Below are 18,279 nucleotides of genomic sequence, written 5' to 3'. Positions count from 1 at the left end.
GAGCTATGTTCGGGTGTGAGGAAAGGCGAGAGCCCGACTCACCGAATGGGCTGCCGGTTTTCCCGGCTGGGAAACGTGCGGCGGCGACTCTCCGGAATTGGGGTGGGTGGAGATCTTGTCGACTGGGGAGGAGGAGGTGAAAGTCGCCAAGTCCGAGGCTCCGGAGACCACCGGAGTCTGGTGCAAGAGGGAGATGCTCCGCAGCCGATGAGCGGGCGGAGCGAATCCGGGAACGGAGTTCTGCGTGGACATCGTCGTCAAGGGCCGCAAGACCGAGGTGCCCGAGCGGTTCCGCAAGCACGTGGCCGAGAAGCTGAAGCTGGACAAGATCCAGAAGCTCGATGCCAAGGTGATCAGCCTCGACGTCGAGGTGTCCAAGGAGCACAACCCGCGGCAGGCCGACCGTTCCGACCGTGTGGAGATCACTCTCCGCTCGCGAGGCCCGGTGATCCGGGCCGAGGCAGCGGCAGCCGACCCGTACGCAGCGCTGGACCTCGCAACCGGCAAGCTGGAGGCACGGCTTCGCAAGCAGCACGACAAGCGCCACAACCGTCGTGGCAACGGCCGTCTGTCCGCGGCCGCAGTGGCCGATTCCGTGCCCGGCGTCGCAGAGTTGAGCGCCACCAACGGCCGACCCCTCGCCGAAGAGGCGACAGAATCCATTCCCACCACCAAGATCGGATCGATCGAGGTGCGGGGCGAAGGGCCACTGGTGGTCCGCGAGAAAATGCACACCGCGGCACCGATGACGCTCGACCAGGCTCTCTACGAGATGGAGCTGGTCGGCCACGACTTCTATCTCTTCGTCGACTCCGAGACGAAGCAGCCCAGTGTCGTCTACCGGCGGCACGCCTACGACTACGGCGTCATCCACCTGGAGACCGATCCCTTGGCCGGGTCGGAGGCAGGCGGCGCCGGAGGTGCGCTCGGCGGCTGACGCCGAAATCCCAGGTCTGTCGATGACGAAACAGGTGCCCCTGGAGCGCGTTGCCGCGCCCCCAGGGGCACCTTGTGCGACCGCGGGGTCAGCACTCCGTCGTCCGGGCATGAAAGCATGACGTCGCAAGCAACCGGTGCGCCCCGTACTGACGTTGGCGGACCACACATGACTTCGGGCCACGGCCTTCAGGGGGAGGAACGATGGCGGACGGATTCGGTCCGGTGCACGGCGGCGCAGGCCACCCCGGTGAGACGCACGCGCAGACGGAAGCGCACTCCGACGACGGGGCCGCAGGCTGCGGAAAGGAGCCGATCCGGGTTCTCGTCGTGGACGACCACGCGCTGTTCCGGCGAGGGCTCGAGATCGTCCTCGCGCACGAGGAGGGCATCGAGGTCGTCGGCGAGGCCGGCGACGGGGCAGAGGCCGTGGACAAGGCCGCGGACCTGTTGCCGGACATCGTGCTGATGGACGTCCGGATGCCCAAGCGCGGCGGCATCGAGGCGTGCACCAGCATCAAGGAGGTGGCCCCCAGTGCGAAGATCATCATGTTGACGATCAGTGACGAGGAGGCCGACCTCTACGACGCGATCAAGGCCGGGGCCACGGGGTACCTCCTCAAGGAGATCTCCACGGACGAGGTCGCGACGGCCATCCGCGCGGTGGCGGACGGACAGTCGCAGATCAGCCCTTCCATGGCGTCCAAGCTGCTCACCGAGTTCAAGTCGATGATCCAGCGCACCGACGAGCGCAGGCTCGTGCCGGCGCCCCGGCTGACCGACCGGGAGCTGGAGGTGCTCAAGCTCGTGGCCACGGGAATGAACAACCGCGACATCGCCAAGGAGTTGTTCATCTCGGAGAACACCGTCAAGAACCATGTGCGCAACATCCTGGAGAAGTTGCAGCTGCACTCCAGGATGGAGGCCGTGGTCTACGCGATGCGGGAGAAGATCCTCGAGATCCGGTAGCCGACGTCCGGGACCGTGGCTCCCCGTACCGGCGTCGGGCGCCGGAGCATCGGGAGCGGGGGCCGGACCGCTCAGTCCAGGGCCTTGACCAGGTCCGCGGTGAGCTCCGGCCGGTCGACCCGTTCGACGCGAACGTAGTCGCAGCCCACCCACTCGGCGGCCTCGCGCAGCGCCCGGGCCATCGGGGCCACGGCCTTCGGTGTGTCCAGCGACACCTGGCGGGCCACCAGCGTCGTACCCTCGCGCGCCGGATCGACGCGGCCCAGCAGCTTGCCGCCCGCGAGCAGCGGCATCGCGAAATAGCCGTGCAAACGCTTGGGCTTGGGCACGTAGGCCTCCAGCCGGTGGGTGAAGCCGAAGATCCGCTCGGTGCGCGCACGCTCCCAGATGAGCGAGTCGAATGGTGAGAGGAGGGTCGTCCGATGGCGACCGCGCGGCGGGGAGGCGAGCGCCGCCGGATCGGCCCAGGCGGGTTTGGCCCAGCCCTCGACCGACACCGGCACCAGTCCCGAGTCCGCGACCACCGCGTCGAACTGCTCGCCCTTGATGCGGTGGTAGTCGGCGATGTCGGCACGGGTGCCGACGCCGAGCGACTGACCTGCCAGCCGGACGAGACGGCGCAGGCACTCGGTGTCGTCCAGGTCGTCGTGGAGGAGGGCGTCGGGGATCGCCCGTTCCGCGAGGTCGTACACCCGCTTCCAGCTGCGCCGCTCGGTGCACACCACCTCGCCGTACATCAGCGCGCGCTCGACGGCGACCTTGGAGGCGGACCAGTCCCACCACTCGCCGCCGTTGTTCGCACCACCCAGACCGGTCGCGGTCAGCGGGCCCTCCGCGCGCAGCTGCTTGATCACCGCGTCGTACGCGCCGTCCGGCAGGTCGTGGTACCAGTGGGGGCGGGAGCGGTACGCGCGGCGCCGGAAGGCGAAGTGCGGCCACTCCTCGACGGGCAGTATGCACGCCGCGTGGGACCAGTACTCGAAGCTGTGTCCCTCCGTCCAGTACGCGTCCTCGACCGTGCGGCGGCCGACGGCGCCGAGCCGCGCGTAGGGAATCAGCTCGTGCGAACGCGCCAGCACCGAGATCGTGTCCAGCTGCACGGCGCCGAGGTGGCGCAGGACACCCCGGACTCCGGCGCGCCGGTCCGGCGCGCCCAGGAATCCCTGGGCGCGCAGCGCGATGCGGCGGGCCTCGTCGGCGGAGAGTTCGAGAGTCGGCGGCGGCGTCGTCATGTCCCGCACGATAGAGGGGGTCACTGACAATGCGGCCAACGCAGCCGTTGCGGCCGGCCCGTCCGGCTCCCCGGCGGCGGGGACACCGCCGGTGCGGTCCGCCGTCGTCAGGAGCGGGCGGGGAGATAGGCGACGTCGCACGGCAGGCCCAGATCGGACGGGAGCAGCCCGCCGATCCACGCGTCACGCAGGGTGTCCTTGTTGAGCAGCGCCGCCCGAAGCTCCCCCTCCATACGGAAACCGGCTTTCTCCGCGACGGCCCGGGAGGCGGTGTTGCCGACCTCCGCCCGCCATTCCATGCGGGTGGCACCCAGCCTGGCGAAGGCCCAGTGGGACACGGCGGTGATGCTCTCCGCCATCACGCCCCGGCCCCGGTGCTCCTTGCCAGTCCAGAAGCCGATCTCCCACGTACCCGAGAAGGTGCGCATGGTCACGGCGACCGAGGCCATCAGCGGGCCGCCCTCGCGCGGCAGCACGGCGAAGGTGCACATGGTGCCGTTGCGCCAGCCGTCCGGGACCATGCGCTCGGTGAACTCGGCCGCGTGCTGCCACCCGTACGGAGAAGGAACCGTGGTCCACCGCTGGATGTCCGGATCCTGGCAGGCCTGGTGGACCGCCTCCGTGTCCTCGGGGGTGAAGGTCCGCAGCAGCAGGCGTCCGGTGGTGAGTGTGATCGGCTCCATACAGGGATTCTGGTCAGCGCGGCAGGCCGATGCGAGTACTTTTGCCGCGTTCCCGGCACCTTCCGCGCCTCCCGCGCGTTCATCTGGTGGCGGACAGCAGGCCTCAGTGGCCATGGACCTCCCGACGCGGCGGGGTCCTCGCTTACGATGGCCGATGCGGTGGGGCCCACCTGCCGTGCCCGCGCCAGTGTCCATCACAGACCCAGTGCCAGGCCCGACCGGCAAGGAGACCAACCTCAGTGTCCGTCTTCAACAAGCTCATGCGTGCAGGCGAAGGCAAGATCCTGCGCAAACTGCACCGCATCGCGGACCAGGTCAACTCCATCGAAGAGGACTTCGTCAACCTCTCCGACGCCGAGTTGCGGGCGCTCACCGACGAGTACAAGCAGCGGTACCGAGACGGTGAGAGCCTGGACGACCTGATGCCCGAGGCGTTCGCGACCGTCCGTGAGGCGGCCAAGCGGGTGCTCGGCCAGCGCCACTACGACGTTCAGCTGATGGGCGGCGCCGCGCTGCACCTCGGCTACGTCGCCGAGATGAAGACCGGTGAGGGCAAGACCCTCGTCGGCACGCTCCCCGCCTATCTCAACGCCCTGTCCGGCAAGGGCGTCCACATCATCACGGTCAACGACTACCTGGCCGAGCGCGACTCCGAGATGATGGGCCGGGTCCACAAGTTCCTGGGCCTCGAGGTCGGCTGCATCCTGGCCAACATGTCGCCGTCCCAGCGCCGTGAGATGTACAACCGCGACATCACGTACGGCACGAACAACGAGTTCGGCTTCGACTACCTGCGCGACAACATGGCGTGGTCCAAGGAAGAGCTCGTCCAGCGCGGCCACAACTACGCCTGTGTCGACGAGGTCGACTCGATCCTCGTCGACGAGGCGCGTACGCCGCTGATCATCTCCGGTCCGGCCGACCAGGCCACCAAGTGGTACGGCGACTTCGCCAAGCTGGTCACCCGCCTGACGAAGGGCGAGGCCGGAAACCAGCTCAAGGGCATCGAGGAGACCGGCGACTACGAGGTCGACGAGAAGAAGCGCACCGTCGCGATCCACGAGGCCGGCGTCGCCAAGGTCGAGGACTGGCTGGGCATCGACAACCTCTACGAGTCGGTGAACACCCCGCTCGTCGGTTATCTGAACAACGCCATCAAGGCCAAGGAACTGTTCAAGAAGGACAAGGACTACGTCGTCATCGACGGCGAAGTCATGATCGTCGACGAGCACACCGGCCGTATCCTCGCGGGCCGCCGCTACAACGAGGGCATGCACCAGGCGATCGAGGCGAAGGAAGGGGTGGACATCAAGGACGAGAACCAGACGCTCGCCACCATCACCCTCCAGAACTTCTTCCGCCTCTACGACAAGCTCTCCGGCATGACCGGTACGGCCATGACCGAGGCCGCCGAGTTCCACCAGATCTACAAGCTCGGCGTCGTCCCGATCCCGACGAACCGGCCCATGGTCCGCCTCGACCAGTCCGACCTGATCTACCGGACCGAGGTCGCCAAGTTCGCCGCCGTCGTCGACGACATCGCCGAGAAGCACGAGAAGGGCCAGCCGATCCTGGTCGGCACCACCTCGGTCGAGAAGTCCGAGTACCTCTCGCAGCAGCTGAACAAGCGCGGTATCCAGCACGAGGTCCTCAACGCCAAGCAGCACGACCGTGAGGCGACGATCGTCGCCCAGGCAGGCCGCAAGGGTGCCGTGACGGTCGCGACCAACATGGCCGGCCGCGGTACGGACATCAAGCTCGGCGGCAACCCCGACGACCTCGCGGAGGCGGAGCTGCGCCAGCGCGGCCTCGACCCCGTCGAGCACGTCGAGGAGTGGGCCGCGGCCCTGCCCGCCGCGCTCGAGCGCGCCGAGGCGGCCGTGAAGGCCGAGCACGACGAGGTCAAGGAGCTCGGCGGCCTCTACGTGCTGGGCACCGAGCGGCACGAGTCCCGCCGTATCGACAACCAGCTGCGCGGCCGCAGCGGCCGTCAGGGTGACCCGGGCGAGTCCCGGTTCTACCTCTCGCTCGGCGACGACCTGATGCGGCTGTTCAAGGCCCAGATGGTCGAGCGCGTCATGTCGATGGCCAACGTGCCCGACGACGTCCCGATCGAGAACAAGATGGTGACGCGCGCGATCGCCTCGGCGCAGTCCCAGGTCGAGCAGCAGAACTTCGAGACCCGTAAGAACGTCCTCAAGTACGACGAGGTGCTCAACCGGCAGCGCGAGGTCATCTACGGCGAGCGCCGCCGCGTCCTGGAGGGCGAGGACCTGCACGAGCAGGTGCGCCACTTCATGGACGACACCATCGACGCCTACATTCAGGCGGAGACCGTCGAGGGCTTCGCCGAGGAGTGGGACCTGGACCGTCTCTGGGGCGCGTTCAAGCAGCTCTACCCCGTGAAGATCACGGTCGAGGAGCTGGAGGAAGCGGCCGGCGACCGTGCCGGGATCACCGCCGAGTTCATCGCCGACTCGATCAAGGACGACATCCACGAGCAGTACGACGAGCGCGAGAAGCAGCTCGGCTCGGACATCATGCGTGAGCTCGAGCGGCGCGTGGTGCTGTCCGTCCTCGACCGCAAGTGGCGCGAGCACCTCTACGAGATGGACTACCTCCAGGAGGGCATCGGCCTGCGCGCGATGGCCCAGAAGGACCCCCTGGTCGAGTACCAGCGCGAGGGCTTCGACATGTTCACCGCCATGATGGAGGGCATCAAGGAGGAGTCCGTCGGTTACCTGTTCAACCTGGAGGTCCAGGTCGAGCAGCAGGTCGAGGAGGTCCCGGTCGAGGCGGCCGAGAAGCCCTCGCTGGCCAAGGAAGAGGCCGTGCCCGCGGGCGCGGGCCGTCCCGAGATCCGCGCGAAGGGGCTCGAGGCACCACAGCGCCCCGACCGCCTGCACTTCTCCGCCCCCACGGTGGACGGCGAGGGCGGCGTCGTCGAAGGAGACTTCGACAACGGCGACGGGCAGGCGCGGTCGCAGTCGGACGGGATGACGCGGGCGGAGCGCCGCAAGGCGCAGAAGACCGCGGGGCGTCGCCGCAAGAAGTAACCGGGTACGTCGTATCCGAGGCCGCCGGGCCGGACACCGTGGGGTGTCCGGCCCGGCGGCGTCTGCGTCGGGTCATGCGTCCCCGGGCCGCGCGGAGCAGGGCCACCGCCGCATGTCCGGGCGCCCTCGGGCCATCGGTCCCGGGGACGACGGGTGCCGCCCGAGGTCCGCCTGGCGGCGCGGGCGTCCCACTGCGCCGCCAGGCGGCCCCGGGCCCGCCTCACCCGCTGCCGTGGTCGTCAGCCGCCCGCTCGGCAGCCGGCGGAGCCCTCGCCGCGCATCCAGGCGGGCGACCGAGCGCCGCCCGGTAGCTCCGTGGTGCCACTCCTCGCAGCGGACGGGGCGACCGTACGCGGACGCACGGTCCGCGTACGGCGAACTCACCACCCAGCGCCGCCTGGCCCGGCTGATCCGTCGCGGGAAAGCGTCCCACCGGGCCGCTGGGCGGCCTCCTGCGGCCCGTCCAGCCGGGTCCGAAGGGCGACCACCCTCGGCTCCCTGCCCGACGGCCCCACCGGGCACCAGGCGGACTCATCGGGGTTCGGGGCGGCTGCGTTCGCCGCCGAGTTCGACCGCCGCGCAGCGCCAGCGGAGGTCCGCGCCCTGTTCCAGGCGGAACGCCATCGCGCTCACGCGGTCCCCGGAGCCGATGCGGGCGAACGCCTCGATCACGCCCGGCCCCGGCTGGAACTCGCCGCAGTGGCGTACGACCGGCATCATCCGGTCCGCCGGGCGCAGCGGCGCGCCCGGTGCGAGGCGGACGAGCTGTTCGTACGCCTCGCCGATCGTGTGCCCGAGCATCCAGTGCACGGGTCGCCGGCCGCTCAGGACCGCGAGCAGGCGGTCGGCGAACCAGTAGTGCGGTTTGTGCTGCCTGCCGCGTGCGCGGGTCAGTGCCGCCGCCGCGTGTGCGGCGGGCCTGCGCTGGTCGTGCCGGCCTGCGGGCCTGGTCCTGTCCATACGGAACGCCCCCGATGCGCTGGTCCCGGCCTCAGTACCGGGAAGTAGCCTCGACGGAGGAACTTCTAGGGGGTCCGGACCTGCACCGCAAAGGGACCCGTGCCCCGGCGGCCCCGCCCGTGAAAGTCACCTATCAGGGTGATGAGGCCGCGCCCGCGCGGGGCACGGACGGCGTCGAGGGGGTACGGGATGGACGGCGGGCACGTCCACGAGGGCACCCCGAAGGGGTACGCCGCACGTATCCTGAGGGCGTTCTCCGACTACGAAAGCGGCCTGTCATGCGCGTGTACGTCCCCCTGACCCTCCCCGGTCTCGCAGCGGCGCACAAGGCGGGCGAACTCGGTCCCGGCCCGCTCGCCGCGTACGCCGTCACGCCCGGTCTGCGTGAGTGGTACGTCTCCGACGACATCGAGGAGCTGGAGTACGCCGCGCTGAGCCGCGCCGCCTCGGCGTCCCTGCGCCTGCTGGCCGGCACGCCCGACGCGGCCCGGCGCCGGGTCGTGGTGGCCGTCGACGTGCCCGACCAGGACGCCGTCGCCGATCCCGACCGGGTGCTCGACGCGAACTCGCTCGGCGAGGTGCGGATCGCCGCCGCCGTCCCGATGAGCAAGGCGGCGGCCGTCCATGTGGACGCCGACGACGCGGAGGCCGACGTATCCGCCGCGGTGACGGCGCTCGGCGCGGCGGACCACGGCGACGACGACGCGCAGTTCACCGTCGACGGAGCAGACGACCACGAGCTGCTCTGGTTCGGTGTGCAGGAGATCCCCAACATCGTCGGCTGACCGGCCCCCGCCGCCTCCGGGCCCCCGTCTCGGTGTCGTACCCGGCTGTACGGTTCTCGGCATGGGGAAGCAGGGGACACAGGCACATCTGGTCTGGGACTGGAACGGCACACTGCTCGACGACATCAGCGCGGTCGTCGAGGCGACGAACGCCGCGTTCGCGGAGATCGGCCTGGAGCCGATCACCCTCGCCCGCTACCGCGAGCTGTACTGCATCCCGATCCCGCGCTTCTACGAGCGGCTGATGGGCCGCCTCCCGTCGGACGCCGAGTGGACCGTCATGGACGAGGCGTTCCACCGGCACTATGTCGAGCACCGCGTCGGCTGCGGGCTCACCGAAGGCGTCGAAGAGCTGCTGCGCGAGTGGCAGCTCGCCGGCCGGAGCCAGTCCCTGCTGAGCATGTACGGACACGAGCAGCTGGTCCCCGTGGTCCGCGGGTACGGCATAGAGAGCCGGTTCGTCCGCGTCGACGGGCGGACCGGGCCGTCCGGGGGCACCAAGGCCCTGCACATGGAGCGCCACCTCCGGGCGCTGTCGGCGTCGGTCGTCCCCGAGCGCACCGTGGTCATCGGCGACGCCGTGGACGACGCGCTGGCGGCCGCGCACGTCGGCGCACGGGCGGTGCTGTTCACCGGCGGCTCGCACAGCAGGTCCAGCCTGGAGTCGGTGGGCGTCCCCGTGGTGGACACCCTCGGCGAGGCGGTGGGGGAGGCGCTGCGCCTCGCCTCCTGACGAGGCAAGGCCGGTGGTGCCCGACAAGGCCGGCCCTGCGTGCCTGCGCCCCGCCCCGAGCCACCGCCCCTACGTGGCCGGTGCCGTCGCCCGCAGCACCTTGAGGAACTCACGCATCCACGCCGGATGGTCCGGCCAGGCCCGTGAGGAGACCAGCAGCCCGTCGACGACCGCCTCCACGTCCTGAAACGACGCACCGGCCGCCTGGATGTCCAGCTCCAGCGCCGGGTAGGAGGTGACGCGGCGTCCCGCCAGGCCACCGATCGCCGCCGTCAGCAGCGGTCCGTGGCAGATTTGTGCCACGGGTTTGTCGGAGTCGAAGAACGCCTTGAGAATCTTGCGGAGCTCGAGGTCGTTGCGCAGATACTCGGGTGCGCGACCGCCGGGGATCACAATGGCGGCGTACGCCCCCGGGTCCACCTCCGAGAAGGCCAGGTCGGCCTGCCAGGTGTAGCCCGGCTTCTCGGTGTACGTGTCGAAGCCCGGCTCGAAGTCGTGCACGACGAACTGCAGCTTCTTGCGCGCAGGGGCCGCGATGTGCACCTCGTACCCCTCCTCCAGCAGCCGCTGGTACGGGTAGAGGACTTCCAGGGACTCCGCGGCGTCCCCGGTGACGATGAGAATCTTCGTGGTCATGGCTGCTCCCGGTTGCTTGGTTGCCAAGAGGGCCTGTGTCGCTGTCCAGAGTGTCAAACTTCGGGCCCCGCTTTTGTACACATACGGCTCATGACGGTTCGGGGGTGCGGCGGGATAGCCTGGGGGCGTGATCAGCGCGATATGCCGTGGGGGCAGCGAAGCCCCCGGCCTGCGCCCGGAGCGCCACAGCGTCCGGGCGATCGCTGACCCCTCCCGTCCGGACTGTCTCCGCCAGACAGAATTGGCCGACAACGGCTCGGACGACTCTCATCGCGGCATAACGTCGACTGCGGCCGGACACCCCGGGCCGCGGCGATGCGTCGCACCCTTCACCTACGTCACGCAACGGCGCGCGACAGGAGCCAGAGGACATGCAGACCAAGCTGGACGAAGCCAAGGCCGAGCTGCTCGCACGGGCCGCCCGGGTAGCTGAGAACAGCCCGGCCGGGGGGCACCTTCCGACTGGGACAGAACAGGGGAAGCGCCCTGACCGGGACACCCTGCTCACGTACCTCCAGCGCTACTACCTGCACACAGCTCCGGAGGACCTCGCCGACCGCGACCCGGTCGACGTCTTCGGCGCGGCACTCTCCCACTACCGGCTCGCGGAGAACCGACCGCAGGGCACGGCGAACGTCCGGGTCCACACGCCGACCGTCGAGGAGAACGGCTGGACCTGCAGCCACTCCGTGGTGGAAGTCGTCACCGACGACATGCCCTTCCTCGTCGACTCGGTCACCAACGAGCTCTCCCGCCAGGGCCGCGGCATCCACGTCGTGATCCACCCGCAGGTCGTCGCCCGCCGCGATCTGACCGGCAGGCTCATCGAGGTGCTGCCGGCCCGGGCGAACGCCAAGGACCTGCCGCACGACGCCCTCGTCGAGTCCTGGATCCACGTCGAGATCGACCGCGAGACCGACCGCGCCGACCTCAAGCAGATCACCGCCGATCTGCTGCGCGTCCTGTCCGACGTCCGTGAGGCCGTCGAGGACTGGGAGAAGATGCGCGACGCCGCGCTGCGGATCGCGGAGAACCTGCCGGCCGAGCCCAAGGCCGACGACCTGCCCGAGCAGGAGGTGGAGGAGGCCCGTGAGCTGCTGCGCTGGCTCGCGAGCGACCACTTCACCTTCCTCGGCTACCGGGAGTACGAGCTCACCCCGTCCGACGCCCTGGCCGCGGTGCCCGGCACCGGCCTCGGAATCCTGCGCTCCGACCCGCCGCACGACGAGGACGAGGACCACCCGGTCAGCCCGTCGTTCAGCAGGCTGCCCGCCGACGCCCGCGCCAAGGCGCGCGAGCACCGGCTGCTCGTCCTGACGAAGGCCAACAGCCGCGCCACCGTGCACCGCCCGAGCTACCTGGACTACGTCGGCGTCAAGAAGTTCGACGCCGAGGGCAACGTCGTCGGTGAGCGCCGCTTCCTCGGACTGTTCTCGTCCGCCGCCTACACCGAGTCCGTGCGCCGGGTGCCCGTCGTGCGCCGCAAGGTCGCCGAGGTGCTGCAGGGCGCGGGCTTCTCGCCCAACAGCCACGACGGCCGCGACCTGCTGCAGATCCTCGAGACGTACCCGCGCGACGAACTGTTCCAGACGCCCGCCGACCAGCTGCGCGCGATCGTCACCAGCGTCCTGTACCTGCAGGAGCGCCGCCGGCTGCGGCTGTACCTGCGCCAGGACGAGTACGGGCGCTACTACTCCGCGCTCGTCTACCTGCCGCGCGACCGCTACACCACCGGGGTGCGGCTGCGGCTGATCGACATCCTCAAGGAGGAGCTCGGCGGCACCAGCGTCGACTTCACCGCCTGGAACACCGAGTCGATCCTCTCCCGTATCCACTTCGTGGTGCGCGTCCCGTCCGGCACGGAGCTGCCGCACCTCACCGACGCCGACACCGAGCGGATCGAGGCCCGGCTGGTGGAGGCCGCGCGCTCCTGGGCCGACGGCTTCGGCGAGGCGCTGAACGCCGAGTTCGGCGAGGAGCGCGCCGCGGAGCTGCTCCGCCGCTACGCGGGCGCCTTCCCCGAGGGCTACAAGGCCGACCACTCGCCGCGCTCCGCCGTGGCCGACCTGGTGCGCCTCGAAGAGCTCAGCCACGCCGAGAAGGACTTCGCCCTCTCGCTGTACGAGCCGGTCGGCGCCGGCCCGGGCGAGCGGCGCTTCAAGATCTACCGGAGCGGTGAGCAGGTCTCCCTGTCCGCCGTGCTGCCCGTGCTGCAGCGCCTCGGCTGCGAGGTCGTCGACGAGCGGCCGTACGAGCTCCGCTGCGCCGACCGTACGCATGCCTGGATCTACGACTTCGGGCTGCGCATGCCGAAGAACGGTCCGGGCGGCGACTACCTCGCCGACGACGCCCGCGAACGCTTCCAGGACGCCTTCGCCGCCGTGTGGACCGGCGAGGCAGAGAACGACGGCTTCAACGCGCTGGTCCTCGGCGCCGGTCTCAACTGGCGCGAGGCGATGGTGCTGCGCGCGTACGCGAAGTACCTGCGCCAGGCCGGTTCGACCTTCAGCCAGGACTACATGGAGGACACCCTCCGCAACAACGTCCACACCACCCGGCTGCTGGTCTCCCTCTTCGAGGCCCGGATGTCCCCGGACCGCCAGCGCGCGGGCACCGAGCTGATCGACGGGCTCCTCGAGGAGGTCGACGGCGCCCTCGACCAGGTCGCCAGCCTCGACGAGGACCGCATCCTGCGCGCCTTCCTCACCGTCATCAAGGCCACGCTGCGGACCAATTTCTTCCAGGAGGCCACGGGCGGCGTCCGGCACGGCTATGTGTCGATGAAGTTCGACCCGCAGGCCATCCCGGACCTGCCGGCACCGCGCCCGGCGTTCGAGATCTGGGTGTACTCGCCGCGCGTCGAGGGCGTCCACCTGCGCTTCGGCAAGGTCGCCCGAGGCGGTCTGCGCTGGTCCGACCGGCGTGAGGACTTCCGTACGGAGATCCTCGGCCTGGTCAAGGCGCAGATGGTCAAGAACACGGTGATCGTGCCCGTCGGCGCGAAGGGCGGGTTCGTCGCCAAGCAGCTCCCGGACCCGTCCGCGGACCGCGACGCCTGGCTGGCCGAAGGCATCGCCTGCTACCGGATCTTCATCTCGGCGCTGCTCGACATCACCGACAACATGGTCGCGGGTGAGGTCGTCCCGCCGGCCCAGGTGGTCCGTCACGACGAGGACGACACCTACCTCGTCGTAGCCGCCGACAAGGGCACCGCGTCGTTCTCCGACATCGCCAACGAGGTCGCGGTCTCGTACAACTTCTGGCTCGGCGACGCCTTCGCGTCCGGCGGCTCCGCCGGCTACGACCACAAGGGCATGGGCATCACGGCCCGCGGCGCCTGGGAGTCGGTCAAGCGGCACTTCCGCGAGCTCGGACACGACACGCAGACCGAGGACTTCACGGTCGTCGGCGTCGGCGACATGTCCGGCGACGTGTTCGGCAACGGCATGCTGCTCAGCGAGCACATCCGTCTCGTCGCGGCCTTCGACCACCGGCACATCTTCATCGACCCGAACCCGGACGCGGCCGTCTCGTACGCCGAGCGCCGCAGGCTCTTCGAACTGTCCCGCTCCTCCTGGGCCGACTACAACAAGGCACTGCTGTCCCAGGGCGGCGGCATCCACCCGCGCAGCGCCAAGTCGATCCCCGTCAACGCGGCGGTGCGCGAGGCCCTCGGCATCGAGGCGGGCATCACGAAGATGACCCCGGCCGAGCTGATGCAGACCATCCTCAAGGCACCGGTCGACCTGCTGTGGAACGGTGGCATCGGCACCTACGTCAAGGCGGCCACCGAGTCGAACGCCGACGTCGGCGACAAGGCCAACGACGCCATCCGCGTCAACGGCGCCGATCTGCGGGTCCGCGTCGTGGGCGAGGGCGGCAACCTGGGCTGCACCCAGCTCGGCCGTATCGAGTTCGACCGCAACGGCGGAAAGATCAACACCGACGCCATCGACAACAGCGCCGGCGTCGACACCTCCGACCACGAGGTCAACATCAAGATCCTGCTCAACGGTCTCGTCGCCGACGGCGACATGACCGTCAAGCAGCGCAACCAGCTGCTCGCGCAGATGACCGAGGAGGTCGGCGCGCTGGTCCTGCGCAACAACTACGCGCAGAACACGGCCCTCGCCAACGCGGTCGCCCAGTCGCCCTCCCTGCTCCACGCCCACCAGCGCTTCATGCGGCGCCTCGGACGGGACGGCCACCTGGACCGGGCGCTGGAGTTCCTGCCCAGCGACCGCCAGATCCGGGAACTGCTCGCCACGGGCAAGGGCCTGAGCCAGCCCGAGCTGGCCGTGCTCCTCGCCTACACGAAGATCACGGTGGCGGAGGACCTGATCAGGACGGACCTGCCGGACGACCCGTACCTGCGCCGGCTGCTGCACGCCTACTTCCCCAAGCCCCTGCGGGAGAAGTTCGGCGACGCGATCGACGCGCACGCGCTGCGCCGCGAGATCGTGACCACGGTGCTGGTCAACGACACGGTCAACACCGGTGGTTCGACCTTCCTGCACCGGCTGCGCGAGGAGACCGGGGCGACGATCGAGGAGATCGTCCGGGCGCAGACCGCCGCGCGCGAGATCTTCGGCCTCAGCGCGGTGTGGGACGCCGTCGAGGCGCTCGACAACGAGGTCGCCGCGGACGTCCAGACCCGCGTCCGGCTGCACTCGCGCCGGCTCGTCGAGCGCGGCACGCGCTGGCTGCTGGGCAACCGGCCGCAGCCGCTGGAGCTCGAGGGGACCATCGAGTTCTTCGCCGAGCGTGTCGAGCAGGTGTGGGCGGCGCTGCCGAAGATGCTGCGCGGCGCGGACCTGGAGTGGTACCAGGGCATCCTCGACGAGCTCACCGGGGCGGGTGTCCCGGAGGCACTGGCGCTGCGGGTGGCCGGCTTCTCGTCGGCGTTCCCGACGCTCGACATCGTCGCGATCTCGGACCGCAACGGCCAGGACCCGCTGGCGGTCGCCGACGTGTACTACGACCTGGCGGACCGGCTCTCCATCACGCAGCTGATGGACCGGATCATCGAACTGCCGCGGGCCGACCGCTGGCAGTCGATGGCCCGCGCGTCCATCCGCGAGGACCTGTACGCGGCGCACGCCATGCTCACGGCCGACGTGCTGTCCGTGGGCAACGGGACCTCGACGCCGGAGGAGCGGTTCAAGGCCTGGGAGCAGAAGAACGCGGCGATCCTGGGGCGGGCCCGGTCGACGCTGGAGGAGATCCAGAGCTCGGACACGTTCGACCTGGCGAACCTGTCGGTCGCGATGCGGACGATGCGCCAGCTGCTGCGCACCCACAGCTGACGGCCCCCGCCGGGCCACTGTCCGGCGGGCCATGGACCGGACCAGGAGGACCCGGCCGCGCGCACGCGCGGCCGGGTCCTCCGGCGTGTGGGGCGTGCGGGTCCTCCGGCGTGCGGGTTGCCCGGCGGCCGGAGCCTTCAGCGGCCGGTGACTCCGGCGTGCGGGTGGTCAGGGGCGCCGCTGGGACGGGTGGTCAGGGCGAGCGGCGGAGGCGGGTGAGCCAGCCTGCGGTGCGCGGGTCCTGGGCGCCACCCGAGACCTTCGCCGACGCGCGGGCGGTCTCGGCGACGGCCGACGCGACGCGCTTCGGCAGCCAGGCCGTGAAATCGGGAGTACCGCACAGCTCCGCGACCTCCGCCGCGGTCGGGCGGTCCTCCGGGCGGGCCGCCAGGGTGGCGGCCAGTATCCGGCGGAGGGCCGGCGGATGGGCGGACAGGTCCGGCGGCTCGCGGTCGGTGCCGGCGATACGGGTCGCTACGACGAGACCACCGCCCTCGCCGTACGGATGGTGCCCGGCGGCCGCCTCCGCGGCCACGAGTCCCAGCGTGAACACGTCGGACGCGGGCGTCAGTTGCCGGCCCAGTGCGTGCTCGGGCGACATGTACTTCGGTGTGCCGACCATGCGCCCGACGGTGGTCAGCACCGAGGTGCCGTCCGCGGCGCGGGCGATCCCGAAGTCGAGCAGCCAAGGCCCCTCGGCGGTCAGCAGCAGGTTCCCGGGCTTCACGTCCCGGTGGATCAGTCCGGCGGTGTGCACGGCGTCCAGCGCGCGCGCCGCGCCGGCCGTCAGCATCAGCACGCACGGCAGGGGCAGCGGCCCGTGGCCGCCGAGCGCGTCGCCGAGCGGCAGGCCCGGTACGTAGCGGGTGGCGAGCCACGGCAGTTCCGCGTCGGCGTCGTGGTCGACGACCTGCACCAGGTGGGCGCCGCTCACCCGCCGCGCGGCCTCGACCTCGCGGGCGAACCGCCGGCGGAAGTTCTCGTTCCGCGCGTGCTCGCGGCGGATCAGCTTCAGCGCGACGGGCAGCGCGCCGTCGTGGCTGCGGGTGAGGAAGACGGTTCCCATGCCGCCCTCGCCGATGCGCGCCCGCAGCGTGTACCCGGCGATTTCGCGCGGATCGTCGTCCCGCAGCGGTTCCGGCCCCCGACCGTTCATCCCGACCACCCCCCTCGGCCGCGCGGCAGGGGAGCCTACCGCGCGGTCCGTCCGCCGGTCCCGGCTCCGGTCCCGGCCCTGGTGAACTCCTCGTAGGCCGCGACGACTTCCTTTGCCGGCCCGTCCATCCGTAGTGTGCCCGCCTCCAGCCAGAGTGCGCGGTCGCAGCTCTCCGTGATGGTGGAGTTGCTGTGGCTGACCAGGAAGACGGTGCCGGCCTCCTGCCGCAGCTCGTCGATGCGTTCGCGGCTGCGGCGGCGGAAGCGGGCGTCGCCGGTGGAGAGGGCCTCGTCGATGAGCAGTACGTCATGGCTCTTGGCGGCGGCGATGGAGAACCGCAGCCGGGCCCCCATGCCGGAGGAGTACGTACGCATCGGCAGAGAGATGAAGTCGCCCTTCTCGTTGATGCCGGAGAAGTCGACGATGGCGTCGTAGCGGTCGCGGATCTCCGCGCGGGTCATGCCCATCGCCAGGCCGCCGAGAACGACGTTGCGTTCGCCGGTCAGGTCGGACATCAGGGCCGCGTTGACGCCGAGGAGCGCGGGCTGCCCCTGGGTGTAGATCCGGCCCCGTGCGGTCGGCAGCAGGCCGGCGACGGCCTTGAGCAGGGTGGACTTGCCCGAGCCGTTGGAGCCGATCAGGCCGATCGCCTCGCCCCGGTACGCGGCGAAGCTGACGCCCTTGACGGCGTGCACCTCGCGCACGCCGGGGGCGGCCCTGCGGGAGACGATGCGGCTGAGGGCGGACGTGGCACTGCCCCGGCCGGAGCGCGCGCCGTTGACCTTGTAGGTGATGTGGACGCCGTCGACGACGACGGTCGGAGTCGGTTCCGCGGACGCACGGGTCCTGTTCTCAGCCACGGCCGTACCGCTCCTCCGCCTTCCAGAAGTACAGGAATCCGCCGGCTCCGCAGAGCACGGCCCACGCCAGGGCCGCCGCCCAGACGTGCGGCGGCAGCCGGTCCGCCGTGAACGAGTCGATGAACGCGAAGCGCACCAGGTCGATGTAGAGCACGGCCGGGTTGTACTGGAGCGCGAGAGCCGCCGGTCCAGGCAGCTCCCGGTCGCCGATCACCTTGTCGATGGACCACATCACGCCCGACGCGTACATCCAGGTGCGCAGCAGGAACGGCATCAGCTGCGAGACGTCGGGTGTACGGGCGGCGATACGGGCCATGGCCATCGACAGGCCGGTGTTGAAGACGGCCTGCAGCAGGAGCGCGGGCACCGCGAGCAGCCAGGACGCGGTGGGGAGCTGGCCGAAACCGACGAGGATCACGATCAGCGCGCCGAGCGAGAAGAGCAGGTGCTGGAGCTGCTGCAGGGCGAGGGCGACGGGCAGCGCGGCGCGCGGGAAGTGCAGGGCCCTGACCAGGCCGATGTTGCCGGAGATCGCGCGGGTCCCGGACATGATCGAGTTCGCGGTGAAGGTCCAGATGAACACACCCGTGACCAGGAACGGGACGAAGTCCGGGACATGGTCGGCGGTGCCGAGCAGCACGCCGAAGATCAGGAAGTAGACCGCGGCGTTGAGCAGCGGGGTCATCAGCTGCCACAGCTGGCCCAGGCGGGCCTGGCTGTACTGGGCGGTGAGCTTGGCGGTCGCGAACGCGGTGATGAAGTCGCGGCGCGACCAGAGCTGCCGGAGGTACGCGGGGAGGGTGGGACGCGCGCCGCTGACCGTCAGCCCGTGGCGGGCGGCGAGCGCCGCGAGATCGGTGGGCGGCGGGGACGTGGAGGTGGCTGTGGTCACGCGGGCTCGCTTTCCGGTGGGGCGCGGGGGCAAGGGCCAGGGCGCAAGTGCGACGGAACGGTACCGTTTCGTCGC

The 18,279-nt window shown here is 70.4% G+C and carries 13 protein-coding genes; 6 read left to right on the top strand and 7 right to left on the bottom strand.

Features of this window, described 5'->3' with window-relative positions:
- Positions 1–244 precede the first annotated feature (244 nt).
- Positions 245–937: a ribosome hibernation-promoting factor, HPF/YfiA family gene (hpf, locus tag OGH68_RS13660; RefSeq protein ID WP_264243864.1), complete on the top strand. Its 693-nt coding sequence runs from the start codon at positions 245–247 to the stop codon at positions 935–937.
- A 203-nt stretch (positions 938–1,140) separates the two neighbouring features.
- Entirely contained in the window at positions 1,141–1,905 is a 765-nt protein-coding gene (locus OGH68_RS13655; RefSeq protein WP_264243863.1) for a response regulator, read from the top strand.
- A gap of 71 nt (positions 1,906–1,976) precedes the next feature.
- Here OGH68_RS13655 and OGH68_RS13650 read toward each other — a convergent pair whose 3' ends face one another.
- Together OGH68_RS13650 and OGH68_RS13645 are read right to left on the bottom strand one after the other, a co-directional pair.
- Complete coding sequence (locus tag OGH68_RS13650; RefSeq protein ID WP_264243861.1) at positions 1,977–3,137, bottom strand: winged helix-turn-helix domain-containing protein; 1,161 nt, start codon at positions 3,135–3,137, stop codon at positions 1,977–1,979.
- 107 nt (positions 3,138–3,244) lie between these two features.
- Complete coding sequence (locus OGH68_RS13645) at positions 3,245–3,820, bottom strand: GNAT family N-acetyltransferase (RefSeq protein ID WP_264243859.1); 576 nt, start codon at positions 3,818–3,820, stop codon at positions 3,245–3,247.
- Between the two features lie 239 nt (positions 3,821–4,059).
- On the opposite strand from OGH68_RS13645, the gene secA reads away from it, so the two are divergent.
- Positions 4,060–6,876, top strand: a complete 2,817-nt coding sequence (secA, locus tag OGH68_RS13640) for a preprotein translocase subunit SecA (RefSeq protein ID WP_264243858.1) — start codon at positions 4,060–4,062, stop codon at positions 6,874–6,876.
- A 531-nt stretch (positions 6,877–7,407) separates the two neighbouring features.
- Here the strand turns inward: secA and OGH68_RS13635 are convergent.
- A complete protein-coding gene (locus OGH68_RS13635) occupies positions 7,408–7,836 on the bottom strand; it encodes an Rv3235 family protein (RefSeq protein WP_264243856.1) in 429 nt (142 codons plus the stop codon).
- A 278-nt stretch (positions 7,837–8,114) separates the two neighbouring features.
- On the opposite strand from OGH68_RS13635, the gene OGH68_RS13630 reads away from it, so the two are divergent.
- Together OGH68_RS13630 and OGH68_RS13625 are read left to right on the top strand one after the other, a co-directional pair.
- Positions 8,115–8,621 carry a DUF6912 family protein gene (locus OGH68_RS13630; protein WP_264243853.1) on the top strand — a complete coding sequence of 169 codons (507 nt, stop codon included), beginning with the start codon at positions 8,115–8,117 and terminating at the stop codon, positions 8,619–8,621.
- Positions 8,622–8,682: 61 nt separating this feature from the next.
- Positions 8,683–9,354, top strand: a complete 672-nt coding sequence (locus OGH68_RS13625; RefSeq protein WP_264243851.1) for an HAD family hydrolase — start codon at positions 8,683–8,685, stop codon at positions 9,352–9,354.
- Positions 9,355–9,423: 69 nt separating this feature from the next.
- Here the strand turns inward: OGH68_RS13625 and OGH68_RS13620 are convergent, their stop codons facing one another.
- Positions 9,424–9,990 carry a DJ-1/PfpI family protein gene (locus tag OGH68_RS13620; RefSeq protein ID WP_264243849.1) on the bottom strand — a complete coding sequence of 189 codons (567 nt, stop codon included), beginning with the start codon at positions 9,988–9,990 and terminating at the stop codon, positions 9,424–9,426.
- Between the two features lie 371 nt (positions 9,991–10,361).
- Here OGH68_RS13620 and OGH68_RS13615 point away from each other — a divergent pair, with 371 nt between their 5' ends.
- Positions 10,362–15,296 carry an NAD-glutamate dehydrogenase gene (locus tag OGH68_RS13615; protein WP_264243848.1) on the top strand — a complete coding sequence of 1,645 codons (4,935 nt, stop codon included), beginning with the start codon at positions 10,362–10,364 and terminating at the stop codon, positions 15,294–15,296.
- Positions 15,297–15,489: 193 nt separating this feature from the next.
- Here the strand turns inward: OGH68_RS13615 and OGH68_RS13610 are convergent, their stop codons facing one another.
- Genes OGH68_RS13610 through OGH68_RS13600 form a run of 3 tightly spaced genes read right to left on the bottom strand, consistent with a single transcriptional unit; the run spans position 15,490 to position 18,204 of the window.
- Entirely contained in the window at positions 15,490–16,452 is a 963-nt protein-coding gene (locus OGH68_RS13610) for a serine/threonine-protein kinase (RefSeq protein WP_264243845.1), read from the bottom strand.
- Positions 16,453–16,487: 35 nt separating this feature from the next.
- Positions 16,488–17,312, bottom strand: a complete 825-nt coding sequence (locus OGH68_RS13605; protein WP_264243843.1) for an ABC transporter ATP-binding protein — start codon at positions 17,310–17,312, stop codon at positions 16,488–16,490.
- On the bottom strand, positions 17,305–18,204 hold the full coding sequence (locus tag OGH68_RS13600; RefSeq protein ID WP_264243842.1) for an ABC transporter permease: 900 nt from the start codon (positions 18,202–18,204) through the stop codon (positions 17,305–17,307). Before OGH68_RS13600 ends, OGH68_RS13605 begins: the two co-directional genes overlap by 8 nt.
- Between the last annotated feature and the right edge of the window lie 75 nt (positions 18,205–18,279).

This window comes from Streptomyces peucetius (assembly GCF_025854275.1).
GTDB classification, from domain to species: domain Bacteria; phylum Actinomycetota; class Actinomycetes; order Streptomycetales; family Streptomycetaceae; genus Streptomyces; species Streptomyces peucetius_A.
This window is presented reverse-complemented; position numbering and strand designations above follow the sequence as displayed.

What these genes read in the sequence shown, in the direction of transcription:
- OGH68_RS13630 (WP_264243853.1), top strand. Translation starts at nt 8,115, where the DNA reads ATGCGCGTGTACGTCCCCCTGACCCTCCCCGGTCTCGCAGCGGCGCAC.
- OGH68_RS13615 (WP_264243848.1), top strand. Translation starts at nt 10,362, where the DNA reads ATGCAGACCAAGCTGGACGAAGCCAAGGCCGAGCTGCTCGCACGGGCC.
- OGH68_RS13620 (WP_264243849.1), bottom strand. Translation starts at nt 9,990, where the DNA reads ATGACCACGAAGATTCTCATCGTCACCGGGGACGCCGCGGAGTCCCTG.
- OGH68_RS13650 (WP_264243861.1), bottom strand. Translation starts at nt 3,137, where the DNA reads ATGACGACGCCGCCGCCGACTCTCGAACTCTCCGCCGACGAGGCCCGC.
- OGH68_RS13610 (WP_264243845.1), bottom strand. Translation starts at nt 16,452, where the DNA reads ATGAACGGTCGGGGGCCGGAACCGCTGCGGGACGACGATCCGCGCGAA.
- OGH68_RS13655 (WP_264243863.1), top strand. Translation starts at nt 1,141, where the DNA reads ATGGCGGACGGATTCGGTCCGGTGCACGGCGGCGCAGGCCACCCCGGT.
- OGH68_RS13625 (WP_264243851.1), top strand. Translation starts at nt 8,683, where the DNA reads ATGGGGAAGCAGGGGACACAGGCACATCTGGTCTGGGACTGGAACGGC.
- OGH68_RS13645 (WP_264243859.1), bottom strand. Translation starts at nt 3,820, where the DNA reads ATGGAGCCGATCACACTCACCACCGGACGCCTGCTGCTGCGGACCTTC.
- OGH68_RS13635 (WP_264243856.1), bottom strand. Translation starts at nt 7,836, where the DNA reads ATGGACAGGACCAGGCCCGCAGGCCGGCACGACCAGCGCAGGCCCGCC.